General features: G+C 68.5%; 15 protein-coding genes and 1 pseudogene. 7 read left to right on the top strand and 9 right to left on the bottom strand.

The genetic code is table 11. The features are described 5' to 3' along the window. Window positions 1-8 precede the first annotated feature (8 nt). Window positions 9-1,403, bottom strand: a complete 1,395-nt coding sequence (locus LWW96_RS12770; protein ID WP_291487561.1) for an AmpG family muropeptide MFS transporter — start codon at window positions 1,401-1,403, stop codon at window positions 9-11. A 162-nt stretch (window positions 1,404-1,565) separates the two neighbouring features. Here LWW96_RS12770 and LWW96_RS12765 point away from each other — a divergent pair, with 162 nt between their 5' ends. Further along, window positions 1,566-2,417, top strand: coding sequence for a M48 family metallopeptidase (locus LWW96_RS12765; RefSeq protein WP_291487559.1), 852 nt, complete (start codon window positions 1,566-1,568; stop codon window positions 2,415-2,417). A 15-nt stretch (window positions 2,418-2,432) separates the two neighbouring features. Here the strand turns inward: LWW96_RS12765 and LWW96_RS12760 are convergent, their stop codons facing one another. The 5 genes from LWW96_RS12760 to LWW96_RS12740 form a co-directional block, all read right to left on the bottom strand. Next, entirely contained in the window at window positions 2,433-3,524 is a 1,092-nt protein-coding gene (locus LWW96_RS12760) for a GGDEF domain-containing protein (RefSeq protein ID WP_291487557.1), read from the bottom strand. Between the two features lie 152 nt (window positions 3,525-3,676). Continuing rightward, a complete protein-coding gene (locus tag LWW96_RS12755) occupies window positions 3,677-5,239 on the bottom strand; it encodes a DASS family sodium-coupled anion symporter (protein ID WP_291487555.1) in 1,563 nt (520 codons plus the stop codon). Window positions 5,240-5,487: 248 nt separating this feature from the next. After that, window positions 5,488-6,126: an MBL fold metallo-hydrolase gene (locus LWW96_RS12750; RefSeq protein WP_291487552.1), complete on the bottom strand. Its 639-nt coding sequence runs from the start codon at window positions 6,124-6,126 to the stop codon at window positions 5,488-5,490. 90 nt (window positions 6,127-6,216) lie between these two features. Next, entirely contained in the window at window positions 6,217-8,130 is a 1,914-nt protein-coding gene (locus LWW96_RS12745) for a type II/IV secretion system protein (protein ID WP_291487550.1), read from the bottom strand. A 19-nt stretch (window positions 8,131-8,149) separates the two neighbouring features. Then, window positions 8,150-8,953: an exodeoxyribonuclease III gene (locus LWW96_RS12740; protein WP_291487548.1), complete on the bottom strand. Its 804-nt coding sequence runs from the start codon at window positions 8,951-8,953 to the stop codon at window positions 8,150-8,152. Between the two features lie 12 nt (window positions 8,954-8,965). Between LWW96_RS12740 and pyrE the strand changes: the two genes are divergently transcribed. Further along, window positions 8,966-9,664: an orotate phosphoribosyltransferase gene (gene pyrE, locus LWW96_RS12735; RefSeq protein WP_291487546.1), complete on the top strand. Its 699-nt coding sequence runs from the start codon at window positions 8,966-8,968 to the stop codon at window positions 9,662-9,664. A 62-nt stretch (window positions 9,665-9,726) separates the two neighbouring features. Continuing rightward, entirely contained in the window at window positions 9,727-10,401 is a 675-nt protein-coding gene (locus LWW96_RS12730) for a DUF4124 domain-containing protein (RefSeq protein WP_291487544.1), read from the top strand. A gap of 136 nt (window positions 10,402-10,537) precedes the next feature. On the opposite strand, the gene gatB is transcribed toward LWW96_RS12730, so the two are convergent. The 3 genes from gatB to gatC form a co-directional block, all read right to left on the bottom strand. Next, window positions 10,538-11,989 (bottom strand): Asp-tRNA(Asn)/Glu-tRNA(Gln) amidotransferase subunit GatB, encoded by a 1,452-nt coding sequence (gatB, locus tag LWW96_RS12725; protein WP_291487542.1) that lies wholly within the window; start codon window positions 11,987-11,989, stop codon window positions 10,538-10,540. A 116-nt stretch (window positions 11,990-12,105) separates the two neighbouring features. After that, window positions 12,106-13,593: an Asp-tRNA(Asn)/Glu-tRNA(Gln) amidotransferase subunit GatA gene (gene gatA / locus LWW96_RS12720; protein WP_291487540.1), complete on the bottom strand. Its 1,488-nt coding sequence runs from the start codon at window positions 13,591-13,593 to the stop codon at window positions 12,106-12,108. Window positions 13,594-13,614: 21 nt separating this feature from the next. Continuing rightward, window positions 13,615-13,914 carry an Asp-tRNA(Asn)/Glu-tRNA(Gln) amidotransferase subunit GatC gene (gene gatC, locus LWW96_RS12715; protein WP_291487538.1) on the bottom strand — a complete coding sequence of 100 codons (300 nt, stop codon included), beginning with the start codon at window positions 13,912-13,914 and terminating at the stop codon, window positions 13,615-13,617. 204 nt (window positions 13,915-14,118) lie between these two features. Here gatC and LWW96_RS12710 point away from each other — a divergent pair, with 204 nt between their 5' ends. The 4 genes and pseudogenes from LWW96_RS12710 to LWW96_RS12695 all read left to right on the top strand — a co-directional run. Beyond that, complete coding sequence (locus LWW96_RS12710; RefSeq protein WP_291487536.1) at window positions 14,119-15,162, top strand: rod shape-determining protein; 1,044 nt, start codon at window positions 14,119-14,121, stop codon at window positions 15,160-15,162. Window positions 15,163-15,336: 174 nt separating this feature from the next. Further along, complete coding sequence (gene mreC, locus LWW96_RS12705; RefSeq protein WP_291487533.1) at window positions 15,337-16,260, top strand: rod shape-determining protein MreC; 924 nt, start codon at window positions 15,337-15,339, stop codon at window positions 16,258-16,260. 67 nt (window positions 16,261-16,327) lie between these two features. Then, window positions 16,328-16,846: a rod shape-determining protein MreD gene (gene mreD, locus LWW96_RS12700; RefSeq protein ID WP_291487531.1), complete on the top strand. Its 519-nt coding sequence runs from the start codon at window positions 16,328-16,330 to the stop codon at window positions 16,844-16,846. Between the two features lie 124 nt (window positions 16,847-16,970). Beyond that, window positions 16,971-17,862, top strand: a pseudogene (locus LWW96_RS12695) (penicillin-binding protein 2); the annotation flags it as partial.

Here is a 17,862-nt window from a genome sequence, read left to right as displayed (position 1 = left end):
CTGGCCCTTCAAGCCTTTGACGGTGTTTTGATGCGTGAAGCCAGCCACACCAGCACCAGCACCGGCAGCCCCAGCAGCGCGGTCGACAGGAAGAAGTGCGCGTAGCCGAAGGCGTTGACGTAGTCGCCCGAGAAGCCCGCGACGAACTTCGGCAGCAGCAGCATCATGGAGCTGAACAGCGCGTACTGCGTGGCCGAATAGCTCACGTTGGTGAGGCTGGAGAGGTAGGCGATGAACGCCGCCGATGCGATGCCCCCGGCCAGGTTGTCGGCCGAGACCACGGCGATCAGCGCCGTCACGTCGTGCCCGTGGCCCGCCAGCCAGGCGAACAGCAGGTTGCTGGCGGCGCTCAGGATGGCGCCCAGCATCAGGATGCGCATCACGCCAAAGCGCATGGACAGCGAGCCGCCCACGAACGCGCCGGCCAGCGTCATGATGACGCCATAGACCTTGGTGACGGCGGCCACCTCGTCCTTGGTGAAGCCCATGTCCACATAGAACGGGTTGGCCATGATGCCCATCACCACGTCGCTGATGCGGTAGACGGCGATCAGGGCCAGGATCAGCGCCGCATGCCAGCCGTAGCGCCGCAGGAAGTCTGCGAACGGCTCCACCACCGCGCCACGGATCCACTCCGCGGCGTTCTTGGCGGGGGGCAGCTGCACCGGCGCGGGCTCGCGCGAGAACAGCACGGTCACGATGCCCACGGCCATCGACGCGGCCATGACCAGGTAGGCCGTCTGCCAGGCGCCGTTCTGGTACGCGGCGGCACCCTGTGCCGCCAGCGCGCCCGCGGCCGGCGCCACTTCCGAGCGTGCTGCGATCCACAGCACGCCGGCGCCGGCCCAGATCATGGCCAGGCGGTAGCCCGTCTGGTAGGAGGCCGCCAGCGCCGCCTGGTGGTTGGCATCGGCCGATTCGATGCGGAAGGCGTCCAGCGCAATGTCCTGCGTGGCCGAGCCGAACGCCACGGCCAGCGCGCACCCCACGATGGGTCCCAGCGTGAGCCGCGGGTCGGCCAGGGCCATGCCCACCAGGCCCGCCGCCACCACCAGCTGCGCCAGCAGCAGCCAGCTGCGCCGCCGGCCCATCAGCGGCGTGAGCAACGGGATGGGCATGCGGTCCACCAGCGGCGCCCACACCCACTTGAAGCCATAGGCCAGGCCCACCCAGCTGAGGTAGCCGATGGTGCTGCGGTCGATGCCCGCCTCGCGAAGCCGGAAGCTCAGCGTGCCCAGCACCAGCAGCAGCGGCAGCCCCGCAGCAAAGCCCAGGGTGAGCATGCGCAGGCTGGCCGGCTCCAGGTACACGCGCAGGGTCTGCAGCCAGGAGGTGGGCGCGGCGGAGCCGGGGCCGGCGGGCGCGTCGGCGCGGGGGGAGGTGTTGGCGGAGGTGTCTGACATGGGCGCCCGGAGGTTGTGTCTATCATCGCTGGCCCCCTCTTGCAGCAGGCCTGCCGGCCTCCATCTGGGGCGAGAGTCCTGGTGCCGGGTGGACTGCGGAAGGGCGCATGCCTGACCGCGTCAGCGGCGCCTATTATTCCCTCTGGTGATTGGTCGTTCCGTATGTGCTTTCTGTGCCCCACGCCCTCCGTGGCTCCTTCGTCGCCCTGGTCCGCGCGCCGCGCGTTTCTGCTGGCGGCCGGCGCCACCGCGGCGGCGCCCGTGCTGGCGCAGGTGGATGTGGGCTCGTCGTCCAGCCTGCGCAAACTGGTGCCGGCCGAAACGCTGGAGAACTCCGCCGCGCAGCAATACCGCCAGATGCTGGAGCAGGCCCGCGCCAAGCGCGCGCTGGCACCTGAGGGGCACCCGCAGCTGCAGCGGCTGCACGCCATCGCCAAGCGCCTGATCCCGTTCGCCGGCGCCTGGAACGACCGCGCCCGGCAGTGGCGCTGGGAGGTCAACCTGATTGGCAGCCAGCAGATCAACGCGTTCTGCATGCCGGGCGGCAAGATCGCCTTCTACACCGGCATCCTCGATCAGCTCAAGCTTACCGACGACGAGGCCGCCATGGTCATGGGCCACGAAATGGCCCATGCCCTGCGCGAGCACGCCCGCGAGCGCATCGCCAAGACGCAGGGCACCAACCTGGCCCTGCGCCTGGGCTCGCAGCTGCTGGGGCTGGGCGACCTGGGCCAGGCTGCCGCCAGCCTGGGCGGGCAGTTGCTCACGCTGCAGTTCAGCCGCTCGGACGAGAGCGAGGCCGACCTGGTGGGGCTGGAGCTGGCCGCCCGCGCGGGCTACCAGCCCCAGGCCGCCGTGAGCCTGTGGCAGAAGATGGGCAACGCCAGCGGCAGCAAGCAGGGCGGGCTGGCCTTTCTGTCCACCCACCCCTCGGGACCCGCGCGCATCAAGGAGCTGGAGATGAACGTGCCGAAGGTGCAGGGCCTGTACGAGGCGGCGCGCAAGCCGGGCTGACGCGCCGGGGCGCCGTCAGCCCACGCTCACGCTCACGCAGTTGCGCCCGGCGCGCTTGCTGGCATACAGCGCCCGGTCGGCCCGGGCCGTGGCCGCCTTCAGGTCCCGCGCATCGCGCACGGGCGTCACGCCGAACGACAGCGTCACGCGCAGGGCGGCCGGCTCCCGCCCGCTGCCCTCCAGCGGCACGCTGCTGTCCTGCACCGCCTGGCGCACACGCTCGGCCACCTGCTGCGCGGTGTCGGCATCCGTCAGGGGCAGCAGGGCCAGGAACTCCTCGCCGCCCCAGCGCGCGAGCAGGTCCCCGTCCCGCAGGTGGGCGCCCAGGGTGCGCGCCACGGCCTGCAGCACCTTGTCGCCCACCGCATGGCCGTGGGTGTCGTTCACCTGCTTGAAGTGGTCCACATCGCACAGCCACAGCGCGGCCGGTGCGCCCAGCTCGGCGCAGCGGGCCAGGGCGGCGCTCGCCTGCTCCTGGAAGTGGCTGCGGTTGTACAGGCCCGTGAGCCCGTCCAGCGTCGCCAGCTTCAGCAGCCGCCGCTCCGCGATCAGGATGGTGCGCCGGTAGAACGCCGCCAGCGCCGCGGAGAGGGCAAAGGCGATGCAGATGTGGATCCAGTTGACCAGCTGCATGCCGCGGCCGGGCAGCGGGTCCAGCGGCCCGGTGTAGTCGCACAGCACGCGCAGCCCGATGTAGTAGGCCAGCAGCGCCAGCACGATGGGCGCGGCAAACCGCCCGGCATTGGCGATCACGATGGCCGGGATGAACAGCAGCAGGTAGTAGTGAAAGCCGCTGTCCCAGCCGATGAGCAGCGACCCCAGGGCCGAGTGGCCGATGACTTCCGTCCAGATCAGTACCAGCGCCAGGGCGTTGCGTCGCCGCTGGATCAGCGCATACGCCCCCAGGTACAGCGCAATGCTGGCCAGGTTCACCAGCGCCAGGGGGCGCGAGCCCAGCCACAGAAACAGGGCGATGTACCCCAGGTCAATGCAGGCCGCTGTCAGCGCCACGCGCTGCACCATCGCCCAGTACGCCTTGCCCGCCAGGCTGGAGCCGCGCTGGGGCGGGGGCGGAGACGACGGCAGCACGGACGGCGGGTAGGACATGGAGCAGGCCCGGGGCTGCGGAGCGCGGTCCGCAGGAACGGGGTGGACAGGGAGTGGCTACAAAGTGATACATCGTAACCAGTCTGCGCCGCCCGCGAGGGCCGGACCGGCCCGGGGTAACCCGACCTGCGCCGTGGCCGGGGGCCGCCCTGCTACAGCACGCCCATCAGGGGCCACAGCGTGGCCGACAGCAGCAGGATCAGGCCCAGCCCCGCCAGCGTGAGCAGCAGGCCCACCTTGGCGAACTGGCTGGTGCCAAAGGCCCCGGTGCCGTAGCACAGCATGTTCTGCGGCGCATTGGTGGGCAGGATGAAGCCGAACGAGACGACGAAGCTCTGGACCATGACGATGCCGAACGCCGTCTCCCTGGACACGGGCAGCGACTGCGCAAACGCAATGAAGATGGGGATGAGCGTGCTGGCCAGCCCCGTGGCCGAGGCAAAGCCCAGGTGCAGCACGATGCTGAAGAGCGACAGCGCGCCGATCACCGCCACCACGGGCAGGGCCGACAGGCCCATCTGCCCCAGCGTCTGCTGCGCCAGCCAGGCAGCCGCGCCGGTCTTGGACAGCAGGGTGCCCAGCGAAATGGACGCGGCAAACAGCACCACGGTGCCCCAGGGCACGAGCTTCTCGGCCTGCGACCAGTGCATGACGCCAATCTTGGGCATGAGCAGCAGCGCAATGCCCAGCTGCGTGGTGGTGGTGGTGTCCAGCGGGTGCAGCAGGCCTTCGGTGGACCACATCACCAGCAGCAGCAGCGCCACGGCGATCAGGCGCTTTTCAGGGGCGGTGACGGGGCCCAGGGCCTGGAGCTGCTCGCGCAGCTTTTCCGTGGCGTTCTCCCCCGCTTCGACCGAGGGCTTCAGGATCCACAGCGACACGAAGAACAGCACCACGCTCATGCCCAGGGTGAAGGGCAGGGCCGTCAGGAACCACTGGCTCCAGGTCACGGTGTGGCCGAACGTGGCCTGCATGAAGTTCAGGCTGATCAGGTTCTGCGCCGCGCCGGTCTTGATGGCCATGTTGAAGATGGAGCAGGCCTGCGCGGTGACGATCATCAGCGCCGCGCCCAGGCTGCTGCCCACCGGCAGGCCCAGGGCCGCCGTGATGCCCACCATGATCGGGATCACCGCGCCCACGCGGGCCGTGGCCGAGGGAATGAACAGCGCCAGCACGAAGCCCACCAGCATCGCGCCCACCGTGAGCCGCGCGGGCGAAATGCCCACCCGGCTCATCACCAGCAGCGCCACGCGCCGGTCCAGCCCCGTGTGCTTGAGCGCCACGGCCAGGAACAGCGCCGCGGCCACCAGCAGCACGGCGGTGGACGCGAAGCCGCCCAGCATGGTAGTCAGCGCATCGGCCGAACCCATGGCCTTGGCACCGGGCGTGAGCGGCTTGCCCATCAGTCCCAGCACCGCCATGCCGATCAGCAGCACCGCGCTGTTGGCCGGCGACACGCACTCGCTGATCCACAGCGTGATGACCAGCGCCAGCAGCGCCAGGGCGACTTGCCCCGCGGGCGTGAGGCCGGCCGGCGTGGGCAGCAGCAACACCAGGCCGTACAGCGCCACCGCCAGCAGCAGGAACGCGAACTTGCGGTTGGAGCTGGGCTCGGGGTGCGAGGTGATCTGCGGCCCCGCCGGGGCAGCCGGTGCCGGTGGGGGAGCCAGGGTGGGAGCACGGCCGGATGGCTGCGGTGCGGGAACGGATGGCATGGGCAAGCCCTCTCTTTCTTGTCGTTGGTCGTGGCGGGCGGCACCGTCAATGGGGTGCCGCCCTGTGTGCCAGCATGCGCCCGCTGCGCGGCGGCGCATTGATACGAATCAAGAACTGCCCGGGGGCTGGATTTGCAGCGAAAAATGGCCTGGGCGCTTTGCAGGCAAGCGCAAACAGCTATTGTTTTAATAGCTTTTGCGCTGCGGCCCGGCGCCCTGGCGCGGCCCCGCTGGCGCCGGTCGGGGGCTCAGGAGTTGCCCACGTAGGGGTTGGTCCGGCGCTCGCGCCCGAAGGTGCTTTCCGGCCCGTGGCCGGGAATGAACACCGTCTGGTCGCCCATGGGCCACAGCCGCTGCGTGATGCTCTCGATGAGCTGCTGGTGGTTGCCCTGGGGGAAGTCCGTGCGGCCGATGCTGCCGGCAAACAGCACGTCGCCCACAAAGGCCCGGTCGATCTGCGGGGCGTGGAACACCACATGGCCCGGGGTGTGGCCGGGGCAGTGCCGCACATTCAGGGTTTCGTGGCCGATCTGCACCGTGTCCCCGTCGTGCAGCCAGCGCGTGGGCGTGAAATGCTGCGCGGGCGGGAAGCCAAACATCGCGCTTTGCTGCGGCAGCCCGTCGATCCAGAACTGGTCGCCCGGGTGCGGCCCCACGATGGGCAGGGAGAGGCGCTCGGCCAGCTCGCCCGTGCCGCCCGCGTGGTCGATGTGCGCGTGCGTGAGCCAGATCTGCGAGAGCGTCAGGCCCAGCCGCCGCACCTCGGCCAGCAGCACGTCCAGGTCGCCGCCGGGGTCGATCACGGCCGCTTGCCGGGTGGCGTCGCACCACACGAGGGAGCAGTTCTGCTGGAAGGGCGTGACGGGGATGGTGAGGTAGTGGAGCATGGGGAACGGTGGCAAGGGGCGCAGGGGCGCTGGTGTAGCGCAAGGCGCCCAGCATAGGGGCAATGCCGGGCGCCGTGGACCGGAGGGCGCCTACAGGTTCGTCGCGGCCACCACTTCCGCCATGTCGGTCAGCCCCTGCAGCATCTTTTCGATGCCGTCCTGGCGCAGTGTGAGCATGCCGGCGGCCAGCGCCGAGTGGCGGATGTCCGAGGCGGGCGCGCGGTGGCGAATGTGCTGGCGGATGGTGTCGTCGCTCATCATCAGCTCGTGGATGCCCAGGCGCCCGTGGTAGCCGTGGCCGTCGCACTGGCTGCAGCCCACGGCGCGCCACAGGCGCAGCTCGCCTTCGGGCGTGCCGTACTGCTGGCGCCAGCGCGCCACCTGGGCCTGGCGGGCCTCGGGGTGGTTGCCGGTGCCGCTTTCCAGGTACTGCGAGGCCAGGGCCGTCAGCGCATCGGGGCTGGCCACCTGGGCCTGGCGGCAGGCGGGGCACAGGCGGCGCACCAGCCGCTGCGCCAGGATGGCCAGCAGGGAGTCGGAGAAGTTGAACGGGTCCAGCCCGATTTCCAGCAGCCGCGCAATGCTCTCGGGCGCAGAGTTGGTGTGCAGCGTGGACAGCACCAGGTGGCCGGTGAGCGAGGCCTCGATGGCGATGCGCGCGGTTTCCTCGTCGCGCATCTCGCCGATCATGATCACGTCCGGGTCGGCGCGCAGGAAGGTGCGCATGGCGGCGGCAAAGGTCCAGCCGATGCGCGGGTTCACCTGCACTTGGCGCAGGCCCTCCTGCGTGATCTCGATGGGGTCCTCGGCCGTCCAGATCTTGCGTCCGGCGGTGTTGATGTCGCGCACCACCGAGTGCAGCGTGGTCGTCTTGCCGCAACCCGTGGGGCCGCACACCAGCACCAGGCCGTAGCTCTTGCGCACCACGGCCCGCAGGGCCTGCAGGTTGGAGGGGCTCAGGCCGATCTTCTCCAGGGGCAGTGGCTTGGCGCCTGCCAGCAGGCGCAGCACCACGTCCTCCAGGCCGCGCGAGGTGGGCACGGTGACCACGCGCAGCTCCACCGGCGGGCCGCCAAAGCGGGCAAAGTCGATCTTGCCGTCCTGGGGCTTGCGGTGCTCCGAGATGTCCATGCCCGCCATGATCTTGATGCGCGCCACCATGGCGAAGCGGTAGCGGGCCGGCAGCTCCAGGTACGGCGTGAGGTCGCCGTCGATGCGCAGCCGCACGCGCACGTTGTGGGGCGCGGGTTCGGTCTCGATGTGGATGTCGGAGGCGCGGTGGTGGATGGCCTCGTCGATCACCGAGTTGATGAGCCGCACCAGGGTGTTGTCCGACTCGCTGATCACGTCGGCCTGTTCGGCGTCGCCCTCTGCCGCGGTGGCGCTGCCCAGGTTGGCGGCCAGCTCGCGCGCCGTGGCGCGGGCGGCGGCCGGTGCCTCGCTGCGGCCGCCGGGCTGGGGCCGGTAGGCACGGTGGATGGCGGGCATCAGCGTGCCGGGCGCCGCCTGCAGCGGGATCACCCGGCGCTGGGACAGGAAGCGCAGCTCGTCCAGCAGCACGCGGTCCGAAGGGTCGGCCATCAGTACCACCAGCGCGTCGTCCCGGGCCATCAGCGGCAGCACGGATTCGCGCTCCGCCACCGCCCGGGGCACCAGGGCCAGGGCTGCAGGCTCGGGGGCAATGTCGCCGGGATGCACGGTGTACTCCCCCAGCCAGGTGGCGATCACCTGGCGCAGCTGCTCCTGGGTCAGCATGCCGCTGTCCACCAGGATCTGGCCGATCTGCCGGTGCAGGCCGTGGCCGCGCTCCTGCTGCTGCGCGGTCAGGCCCTCCTCCAGGGCCGATGCCGACAGCAGGCCCGCCTGGACCAGCGCCTCGCCCAGGTGGCGCGCCTTCCCGACGGTGGGATGGGGGGTGGAAAGCTGCTGCCACAGCGACTCCGCAGTGGAGGGCCGGAAGCTGTGGGTGGGCGGGGGAGAAGCAGAGGCGGCAGCGTCGGACATGGAAGGCGGCGGGGCGTTGTTACAAGCTCAGGTCGTACTCCACGGTGATGGGTGCGTGGTCGGAGAACTTTTCGCCCTTGTAAATGGATTCGGTACGTGCCAGCGCCGCGAGCGCAGGGGTGGCCAGGTGGTAGTCCAGCCGCCAACCCACGTTGTTGGCATAGGCCTGCCCGCGGTTGCTCCACCAGGTGTAGGCGGTGTCGGTGGCGGCCGGTTGTAACTGACGGTAAACGTCTATGATGCCGCCTCCTTCATCAGTTGTGTGCAACAACTTTGTCATCCAGGCCCGTTCTTCGGGTAAAAAACCACTGTTTTTCTGGTTGCTGCGCCAGTTCTTGAGGTCGATGTTCTGGTGCGCGATGTTGATGTCGCCGCACAAAATGAACTCCCGCTCGCGCTTGGTCTTCATCAGGTGGGGGTGGAATTCGGCCAGAAAGCGGAACTTGGCCTGCTGGCGCTCTTCGCCGGAGGAGCCGCTGGGGAAGTAGGCGCTGATGATCGACAGCTTGCGCGCGGGGGTGTCAAAGCGCAGTTCCACATAGCGGCCTTCGGCGTCGAATTCGGGCGAGCCGTAGCCCACGAGGACGTCCGAGGGCTCGTGGCGGGTGTAGACGCCCACGCCCGAGTAGCCCTTCTTCTGGGCAAAGTGGAAATGCCCCTGCAGGCCGGCCATGCGCTCGAACCGGTTGACCATGTCCGGTGCCTGGGCCTTGATTTCCTGCACGCAAATACAATCCGGCCGCGTGGCTGCCATCCAGCTTTCCACGCCTTTGCTGGTAGCCGAGCGGATGCCGTTGAGATTGAGGCTGGTTAACTTGAACACAAAGGATTTCCCATGGTGGATGTTGGCGCGCAACCCTCGGAGCAGGGCCGGCTGGCGCAGGATTTCGTGAGGTTTGCCGTCGAGGTCGGCGTGCTGCGGTTCGGTGAATTCAAGACCAAGGCCGGGCGCCTGAGCCCGTACTTCTTCAATGCAGGGCTGTTCGATGACGGCCGCAAGATGGGGCGGCTCGCGGAATTCTATGCAAAAGCCATCCTCGCCAGCGGCATTGAGTTCGACATGGTGTTTGGCCCCGCCTACAAGGGCATTCCGCTGGCCGCCACGGTGGCCGTGGAGCTGGCGCGCCAGGGCCGCAACGTGCCGTTTGCCTACAACCGCAAGGAGGCCAAGGCCCACGGCGAAGGCGGCACCCTGGTGGGCGCGCCGCTGCAGGGCCGCGTGCTGATCGTGGACGACGTGATGTCGGCGGGCACCGCCGCGCGCGAGTCCATCGCCCTCATCAAGGCCGCGGGCGCCACGCCGCATGCCGTGGCCATCGCGCTGGACCGGCAGGAAAAAGCCACCGAGAATGGCCACGACGTGGACTACAGCGCCGTGCAGTACGTGCGCCAGCAGCTGGGCATGCAGGTGTGCACCATCGCGCGGCTGGCAGACTTATTGCTGTATCTCTCCCAAAACGGGGAAGAGGGGATGCGCTCCCACCATGAAAAAGTGCTGGCCTACCGCCAGCGGTATGGCGTCAACGAAGGGTAGATGGTTTGAGCAAGTCGGCGTGGATCTTGGGTGGCGTATGGCTGGTCTGTCTCAGCGCTGAGATGGCCTGGGCGCAATCCCAGGCCGCGTCGACGGGCGGCATCTACACCTGCGTGGACCGCAACGGGCGCCGGCTGACGGCGGACCGGCCGATTCCGGAGTGCCTGGACCGCGAGCAGCGGGAGCTCAGCCCCTCGGGCACCACGCGCCGCCAGATCGGGCCGTCGCTGACGGAGCTGGAGCGCTCCGCGCTGGAAGCGCAAAAGCGCAAGGAAGCCGAAGAACAGGCCCGCATTGTCGAGGAGCGCCGCCGCGAACGTGCGCTGGTGGCCCGTTATCCCAACAAGGCCGCCCATGACGTGGAACGGGCGGCAGCGATCCAATTGGTGGACGACGTCACGGCCACCGCAGAAAAGCGCATCACCGAACTCAAGGCGGAATACAAGAAGCTTGAGGTCGAGATGGAGTTCTACAAGAAGGACCCCAACAAGGCACCCATGAACCTGCGCCGCAAGATGGGCGAAATTGAAGAAAGCGTGGCCGAGCAGCAGCGCTTCATCGCCGGGCAGGAGCAGGAAAAACGCCGCGTACACCAGCGCTTTGACACCGAACTGGCCCAGCTGCGCAAGCTGTGGGACGCGCAGCGCGTGCCCCCGGTGCCCCCGTCCGCACCTGCGCTTGCACCGGCACCTGCGGGGGCGGCTGCCGCCTCGGCCAGCAGCCTGCCGGCGCGGTAGGCGCCCAAGCCGCACCGTCGCACCCCCTCGCAAACCCCCTCCACCGCGCTGCGGCCCGCAAGCACCTGTTCAAAAAAGAACCCCAGGCGCCCTCCGGCACCTGGGGTTCTTTTTTGGGGGGATCTGGGTTGCCGGGTCAGCCGCCGGAGAGCTTGGCCCGCAGCAGATCATTGACCTGTTGCGGGTTGGCCTTGCCCTTGCTGGCCTTCATGGCCTGGCCCACCAGGGCGTTGAACGCCTTGTCCTTGCCGGCCTTGAACTGGGCCACGTTGTCGGGGTTGGCGGCAATCACTTCGTCAAGGATCTTCTCCAACGCGCCGGAGTCGTTCATCTGCTTGAGGCCCTTGGCTTCGATGACCGCGTCCACCTCGGTGGACTCGCCCGTCCACAGCGCGTCGAACACCTGCTTGGCCGCGTTGTTGGAGATGGTGCCGTCGGCAATGCGCGCAATCAGCGCGGCCAGCTGGGCCGAGGACACCGGCGCTTGCTCGATGCCGATCTCGGCCATGTTCAGGCGGCGGGAAACCTCGCCCATGATCCAGTTGCTGGCCAGCTTGGCCTGGCCGCAGGCCTTGGCGGCCGCTTCAAAGTAGGCCGCCATGGCCTTGCTCTGCGTCAGCGTGGTCGCGTCGTACTCGGGCAGCCCGTAGTCCGCCACAAAGCGTGCCGCCATGGTGCGGGGCAGCTCGGCCATCTGCGCGCGCTCGCGCTCGATCCAGTCGGCGGCCACCACCAGCGGCGGCAGGTCCGGGTCGGGGAAGTAGCGGTAGTCGGCCGCGTCCTCCTTGGTGCGCATGGCGCGGGTTTCGCCCGTGTCGGGGTCGAACAGCACGGTGGCCTGCTGGATGGCGTGGCCGTCCTCGATCTGCTCGATCTGCCAGCGGATCTCGTAGTCGATGGCCTGCTGCATGAACTTGAACGAGTTCAGGTTCTTGATCTCGCGGCGGGTGCCCAGCGGCGCCCCGGGCTTGCGCACGGACACGTTGGCGTCGCAGCGGAAGCTGCCTTCCTGCATGTTGCCGTCGCAGATGCCGATCCAGGTCACGATCTTGTGCAGCTCCTTGGCGTAGGCCACGGCCTCTTCGCTGGAACGGATGTCGGGCTCGGTCACGATCTCCAGCAGCGGCGTGCCGGCGCGGTTCAGGTCGATGCCCGACTGGCCGATGAAGTCCTCGTGCAGCGACTTGCCCGCGTCTTCTTCCAGGTGGGCGCGCACCAGGCGCACGGTCTTCTTCTCGTCGTCCAGGTAGAACGACACCTCGCCGCCTTGCACGACCGGGATCTCGAACTGGCTGATCTGGTAGCCCTTGGGCAGGTCGGGGTAGAAGTAGTTCTTGCGCGCAAAGACGCTCACGGGCGCGATGTGCGAGCCCAGTGCCAGCCCCAGCCGGATGGCGCAGGCGACCGCCTCGCGGTTCATCACGGGCAGGGTGCCCGGCAAGGCCAGGTCCACGGCGCAGGCCTGGGTGTTGGGCTCGGCGCCGAAGGCGGTGCTGGCGCGGCTGAAGATCTTGCTCTTGGTGGCGAGCTGGGTGTGGGTTTCGAAGCCGATGACGACTTCGTAGCCCTGAATGAGTTTGGCAGACATGGATCTGTCCTTGGCAATCACTATCAAATAAGGAGCTGCTGGCGCTTGCGGTGCAAAGATTTCAGAGATAAATCAATCTGAAAACATTGCAGATCAAGCGCGGGCAGCTATGCATTTCAGAGCGGCGAGCGCCGGTGGAAATCGGTGGCCTGCTGCAGGCGGTGCGCTGCGTTGAGCAGGCGGCCCTCCTGGAAGTAATTGCCGATCAGCTGCAGCCCCACCGGCAGGCCGCCCTCGCCAAAGCCCGCGGGTACGCTCATGCCGGGCAGGCCGGCCAGCGAGGCGGGCAGCGTGAAGATGTCGGCCAGGTAGTCGGCCAGCGGGTCGTTGCCGTGTTCGCCCAGCTTCCAGGCCACGGTGGGGGCCACGGGGCCGGCGATGAGGTCGCACTCCTGGAAGGCGCGCTGGAAGTCGTCCGCGATCATGCGGCGGATCTTCTGGGCCTGCAGGTAATAGGCGTCGTAGTAACCGTGCGACAGCACGTAGGTGCCGATCATGATGCGGCGCTTGACCTCGTCGCCAAAGCCTTCGGCGCGGGTCTTCTTGTACATGTCCACCAGGTCCGTGTAGTCCTGGGCGCGGTGGCCGAACTTCACGCCGTCAAAGCGGCTCAGGTTGGACGACGCCTCGGCGGGCGCGATGATGTAGTACACCGGGATCGACAGCTCGGTGCGCGGCAGGCTGATGGGCACGAGCTTGGCGCCGAGCTTCTCGTATTCCTTCAGCGCGCCGTCCACGGCCGCGCGCACGTCGGGTGCCAGGCCTTCGCCAAAGAACTCAGCGGGAATGCCGATGCGCAGGCCGTCGATGCTGCCATTGAGCTGGGCGCTGAAGTTCTCGGCCGGCATGTCCAGGCTGGTGGAGTCGCGGTCCAGGTCCGGGCCGCACATGGCCGACAGCAGCAACGCGCAGTCCTCGGCACTGCGGGCCATGGGGCCGGCCTGGTCCAGGCTGGAGGCAAACGCGATCATGCCGTAGCGGCTGGCGCGCCCGTAGGTGGGCTTGATGCCCGTGATGCCGCAGAACGACGCCGGCTGGCGGATGGAGCCGCCCGTGTCGGTGCCGGTCACGGCCGGGGCCAGGCGCGCGGCCACGGCCACGGCGCTGCCGCCGGACGAACCGCCGGGGACGCGGCCCTGGTCCCAGGGGTTGCGCACCGGGGCGGGCGCGTCAAAGCCCACGGGGGCGACGGCGGAGTTCTCGTTGGCCGAGCCCATGGCGAACTCGTCGCAGTTGAGCTTGCCCAGCGTCACGGCGCCGGCGTCGGCCAGCTTGGTGACCACGGTGGCGTCAAAGGGCGACCGGTAGCCCGCCAGCATCTTCGAGCCGGCGGTGCTGGGGAAGCCCTGGGTGACGAAGATGTCCTTGTGGGCGATGGGCACGCCCGCCAGCGGGCCGGCCGTGCCGGCGGCGATGGCGGCATCCTGCGCGCGGGCCTGGGCCAGGGTGGTGTCCGGGTTCACGGCCACGAAGGCGCCCAGGTTCTGATGGGCCTGGGCGCGGGCCAGGAAATGCTGGGCGGCCTCGACGGCCGAAACGCGGCGCGCGCGCAGCTCGGCGGCCAGCTGGGCCACGCCCAGGTCGTGCAATGCGGTGGAAGTCATGCGGCGGAAGTCAGTTCTTGCTTACTCGATCACTTTGGGCACGAGGAACAGGCCTCGTTCGACGGCGGGGGCGCTTTGCTGGTTGGCCTCGCGCTGGTCAGGTTCGCTGGCGACATCGTCCCGCAGGCGCAAGGCCACGTCCTGGATGGCGGCCACCGGGTGCGCCAGGGGCGTGAGGCCCGAGGTATCCACAGCCCGCATCTTCTCGACGATGTCGAAGAAACCGTTGAGCTGCGTGAGCATGCGCTCACTTTCTGCGGGGGTCAGCTCAAGCCGCGCCAAGTTGGCAATGCGGCCGATGTCCTGGGGGGTCAGTGCCATAGGGAGAAAAATTGAGAGAAACCAGAAGTAAAGCTGTGCTTCAACCCAGGCCGGGCCGAGTTATTCACAGGGGATGCGGTATTATCCCGGCTTTGCCGCAATAGCCTCCCAACTGCCGGTCATTGTGCGAAAAAATCCAATAAACACCCCCTAAACTTGGCGACGGCAGGCCGACGCGCATGCCGTGCCCGAGAGGATTTTTGAATGTTCGGAGCCTTCCGTCGGTACTTCTCCACCGACCTTGCCATTGACCTTGGCACAGCCAACACCCTCATCTTCGCCCGCGACAAGGGCATCGTCCTCGACGAGCCCTCGGTCGTCGCCATCCGCCACGAAGGCGGACCCCATGGCAAGAAAGTAATCCAGGCCGTCGGCCACGAAGCCAAGGCCATGCTGGGCAAGGTGCCCGGCAACATCGAAGCCATCCGCCCGATGAAGGACGGCGTGATCGCCGACTTCGTGATCACCGAGCAGATGATCAAGCAGTTCATCAAGATGGTGCACCCGCGCACGCTGTTCACCCCCAGCCCGCGCATCATCATCTGCGTGCCCTGCGGCTCCACCCAGGTGGAGCGCCGCGCCATCAAGGACGCGGCCGAGGCCGCCGGCGCCACGGCGGTCTACCTGATCGAGGAACCCATGGCGGCCGGTATCGGCGCCGGCCTGCCGGTGTCGGAAGCCTCGGGCTCCATGGTCGTGGACATCGGCGGCGGCACCACCGAGGTGGGCGTGATCTCGCTGGGCGGCATGGTCTACAAGGGCAGTGTGCGCGTGGGCGGCGACAAGTTCGACGAAGCCATCATCAACTACATCCGCCGCAACTACGGCATGCTGATCGGCGAGCCCACGGCCGAGTCCATCAAGAAGAACATCGGCTCGGCCTTCCCCGGCTCGGAAGTGCGCGAGATGGAAGTCAAGGGCCGCAACCTCAGCGAAGGCGTGCCCCGCAGCTTCACCATTTCCAGCAACGAAGTGCTGGAAGCGCTGACCGACCCGCTCAACCAGATCGTCTCCGCCGTCAAGAACGCGCTGGAACAGACCCCGCCCGAGCTGGGCGCCGACATTGCCGAGCGCGGCATGATGCTCACGGGCGGCGGCGCGCTGCTGCGCGACCTGGACCGCCTGCTGGCCGAAGAAACCGGCCTGCCGGTGCTGGTGGCCGAAGACCCGCTGACCTGCGTGGTGCGCGGCTGCGGCATTGCGCTGGAACGCATGGACCGCATGGGCAGCATCTTCACGAGCGAGTGATGTGTCACCCCCCTGAGCCGCTTTGCGGCTTCCCTCCGCTCTCGCAGCACTGTGCGCTGCGGGCCGGGGGACGCATCCGGTGGCCTGGCAAAGCCAGCTCCACGGGCGCACTGGTTTTGACCGCGCCAGGTTTCTAGGCCAGGGGGCTAGCGCGCCGCGCTATGAATCACTGAAATGCCGCTGGGTACGCTAGAGCGCAGCGCTCCTCCTTTCTTCAAACAGGGCCCTTCGGCCCTGTCGCGTTTGGCCGTCTACAGCGCTCTGGCGCTGTTTCTCATGGTGGCAGATGCCCGGTTCCAGATCACCGGGCCCTTGCGCCAGGCGGTGGCTGCCGTGCTGTACCCCGTGCAGTGGCTCATGCTGCAGCCCGTGGAGATGGCACGCCATGGCTCGGGCTATTTCCAGTCGCTGCAGGCAGCGCAGCAGGAGCTGGACACGGCGCGCAAGAACATGGTCGTGATGGGGCAGCGTGCGCACCAGGCCGAGCAGCTGGCCCTGGAGAACAGCCGCCTGCGGCAGCTGCTGGCGCTGCGCGACCGGCTGGAAACCCCCGCGCAGGCTTCGGAAGTGATCTATGACACGGCAGACCCCTACACGCGGCGCGTGGTGATCGACCGCGGCCAGATGGCGGGCGTGGAGCCGGGGTCGCCCGTGATGGACGAGGCCGGCGTGCTGGGCCAGGTCACGCGGGTGTTTCCGCTGGTGAGCGAGGTGACGTTGCTGGTCGACCGCGACCAGGCCATCCCGGTGCTGAACATCCGTACCGGGGTGCGCGGCGTGGCCTATGGCGACCCGGTGGCGGGCCACGGCGGCGGGATGGAGCTGCGCTTCATGCCCGCCAACGCCGACGTGCGCGAGGACGACCTGCTGACCACCAGCGGCGTCGACGGGCTGTACCCGTCCGGCCTGCCGGTGGCGCGGGTGGTGCGCGTGGAGCGCCGCGCCGATTCGGCCTTTGCACGCATCTACTGCGCGCCGCTGGCGCAGGTGCAGGGCGCGCGCCATGTGGTGGTGCTGCAGCCCCTGGCTGAGAACGCGCTGCCCCGGCCCGAGCCCGTGCACCCGCCAGCCGCCAAGCGGGGAGGGCGCAAGGGATGATGATGGCCGCTGCACAACCCCATCGCCGCGGGCTGTGGCGTCAACCCGCACGCCAGGGGGGCCGGCCATGATCATGCCGCGCGGCGAGCCTCTGCTGCTCCCGGCCAATCCGGTCTTCATCGTGGCCAGCCTGGTAGCGGGACTGGCGCTCAACATGCTCCCGCTGGGCCGCATCGTCTGGACGCCCGACATCCTGATGGTGCTGCTGGTGTTCTGGAGCGTGCACCAGCCGCTGCGCGTGGGCATGGGCGTGGCGTTCATGCTGGGCCTGTGCATGGACGTGAGCGATTCCGCATTGCTGGGCCAGCACGCGCTGGCCTACACGGTGGTGTCGTTCGGCGCCATTGCCATCCACCGCCGGCTGCTGTGGTTCAGCGGCCCGGCGCAGGCGCTGCAGGTGCTGCCGCTGTTTGCGCTGGCCCATGCCATCGAGCTGCTGCTGCGCATGGCGTTCGGCGGCATCTTTCCCGGGCTGTGGAGCTTTCTGGCGCCGGTGCTGGAAGCACTGATGTGGCCGCTGGCCAGCTGGGTGCTGCTGGCGCCGCAGCGCCGTCCGCCGGACGCCGACCAGAACCGCCCCCTGTAGGTCCGGCCATGAAACGCGTGTTCGAGCGGATTTGCCGCCTGGCCCGGGCGCCAAGGCCCTGCGGGCCGTGGGGGCTGCCGTGCTCCCGGCCCGGCCCCCGCGGATACCGCCAGGGAGCGGGCGCATGACGGAGCTGCGCAGCAGCGAGGCGGACGCGTCGCGCTTTCGCACGCGGGCGCTGGTGGTCGGCGCCGTGGTGTTCCTGGCGTTCTGCCTGCTGGCCTCGCGGCTGGTCTACCTGCAGGTGGTGCGCCACGACGACCTGGCCGCGCAGGCCGAAAGCAACCGCACGGCGGTGGTGCCCATCGTGCCCAACCGAGGGCTCATTCTGGACCGCAACGGTGTGGTGCTGGCCACCAACTATTCGGCCTACACGCTGGAGATCACGCCTTCCAAGGTGGATCATCTGGAGCAAACCATCGACGGCCTGGCCGAGATCATCGAAATCCAGCAGCGGGATCGGCGCCGCTTCAAGCGGCTCATGGAAGAGACCAAGGGCTTTGAATCCTTGCCCATCCGTACCCGCCTGAGCGATGAGGAGGTGGCCCGCTTCACGGCGCAGCGCTACCGTTTCCCGGGTGTGGATGTGAAGGCACGCCTGTTCCGCAACTATCCCTTGGGCGAGGTGGGCAGCCACGCCATCGGCTACATCGGCCGCATCAACCAGGCGGAGAAAGCGCGAATTCAGGATTCCGAGGACGAAGCCAACTACCGTGGCACCGAGTACATCGGCAAGCTGGGCATCGAGCAGAGCTTTGAGGGGCCGTTGCACGGCACCACGGGGGTGGAGCAGATGGAGACCTCGGCGGGTGGGCGTGCCGTGCGAAAGCTCAACAGCTTTCCTGCCACACCAGGCAAGACCGTGGTGCTGTCGCTGGACATCAAGCTCCAGAAAATGGTGGAGGAGCTCTATGGTGAGCGCCGGGGCGCCCTGGTGGCCATCGATCCGCGCAACGGCGAGGTGCTGGCGCTGGTGAGCAAGCCCACCTTCGATCCCGACCTGTTTGTGGAGGGCA

It is taken from the genome of Acidovorax sp. (assembly GCF_021287135.1).
In the GTDB taxonomy this organism is placed as follows: Bacteria; Pseudomonadota; Gammaproteobacteria; order Burkholderiales; family Burkholderiaceae_C; genus Acidovorax.
This window is presented reverse-complemented; position numbering and strand designations above follow the sequence as displayed.

Excerpts from the sequence above, each read along its gene's own strand:
- LWW96_RS12760 (WP_291487557.1), bottom strand. The coding sequence starts at position 3,524 with ATGTCCTACCCGCCGTCCGTGCTGCCGTCGTCTCCGCCCCCGCCCCAG.
- mreD (WP_291487531.1), top strand. The coding sequence starts at position 16,328 with ATGATCATGCCGCGCGGCGAGCCTCTGCTGCTCCCGGCCAATCCGGTC.
- LWW96_RS12745 (WP_291487550.1), bottom strand. The coding sequence starts at position 8,130 with ATGTCCGACGCTGCCGCCTCTGCTTCTCCCCCGCCCACCCACAGCTTC.
- LWW96_RS12765 (WP_291487559.1), top strand. The coding sequence starts at position 1,566 with ATGTGCTTTCTGTGCCCCACGCCCTCCGTGGCTCCTTCGTCGCCCTGG.
- LWW96_RS12730 (WP_291487544.1), top strand. The coding sequence starts at position 9,727 with ATGGCCTGGGCGCAATCCCAGGCCGCGTCGACGGGCGGCATCTACACC.
- gatC (WP_291487538.1), bottom strand. The coding sequence starts at position 13,914 with ATGGCACTGACCCCCCAGGACATCGGCCGCATTGCCAACTTGGCGCGG.
- gatA (WP_291487540.1), bottom strand. The coding sequence starts at position 13,593 with ATGACTTCCACCGCATTGCACGACCTGGGCGTGGCCCAGCTGGCCGCC.
- LWW96_RS12710 (WP_291487536.1), top strand. The coding sequence starts at position 14,119 with ATGTTCGGAGCCTTCCGTCGGTACTTCTCCACCGACCTTGCCATTGAC.
- pyrE (WP_291487546.1), top strand. The coding sequence starts at position 8,966 with ATGGTGGATGTTGGCGCGCAACCCTCGGAGCAGGGCCGGCTGGCGCAG.
- LWW96_RS12755 (WP_291487555.1), bottom strand. The coding sequence starts at position 5,239 with ATGCCATCCGTTCCCGCACCGCAGCCATCCGGCCGTGCTCCCACCCTG.
- LWW96_RS12770 (WP_291487561.1), bottom strand. The coding sequence starts at position 1,403 with ATGTCAGACACCTCCGCCAACACCTCCCCCCGCGCCGACGCGCCCGCC.
- LWW96_RS12750 (WP_291487552.1), bottom strand. The coding sequence starts at position 6,126 with ATGCTCCACTACCTCACCATCCCCGTCACGCCCTTCCAGCAGAACTGC.
- gatB (WP_291487542.1), bottom strand. The coding sequence starts at position 11,989 with ATGTCTGCCAAACTCATTCAGGGCTACGAAGTCGTCATCGGCTTCGAA.
- mreC (WP_291487533.1), top strand. The coding sequence starts at position 15,337 with ATGCCGCTGGGTACGCTAGAGCGCAGCGCTCCTCCTTTCTTCAAACAG.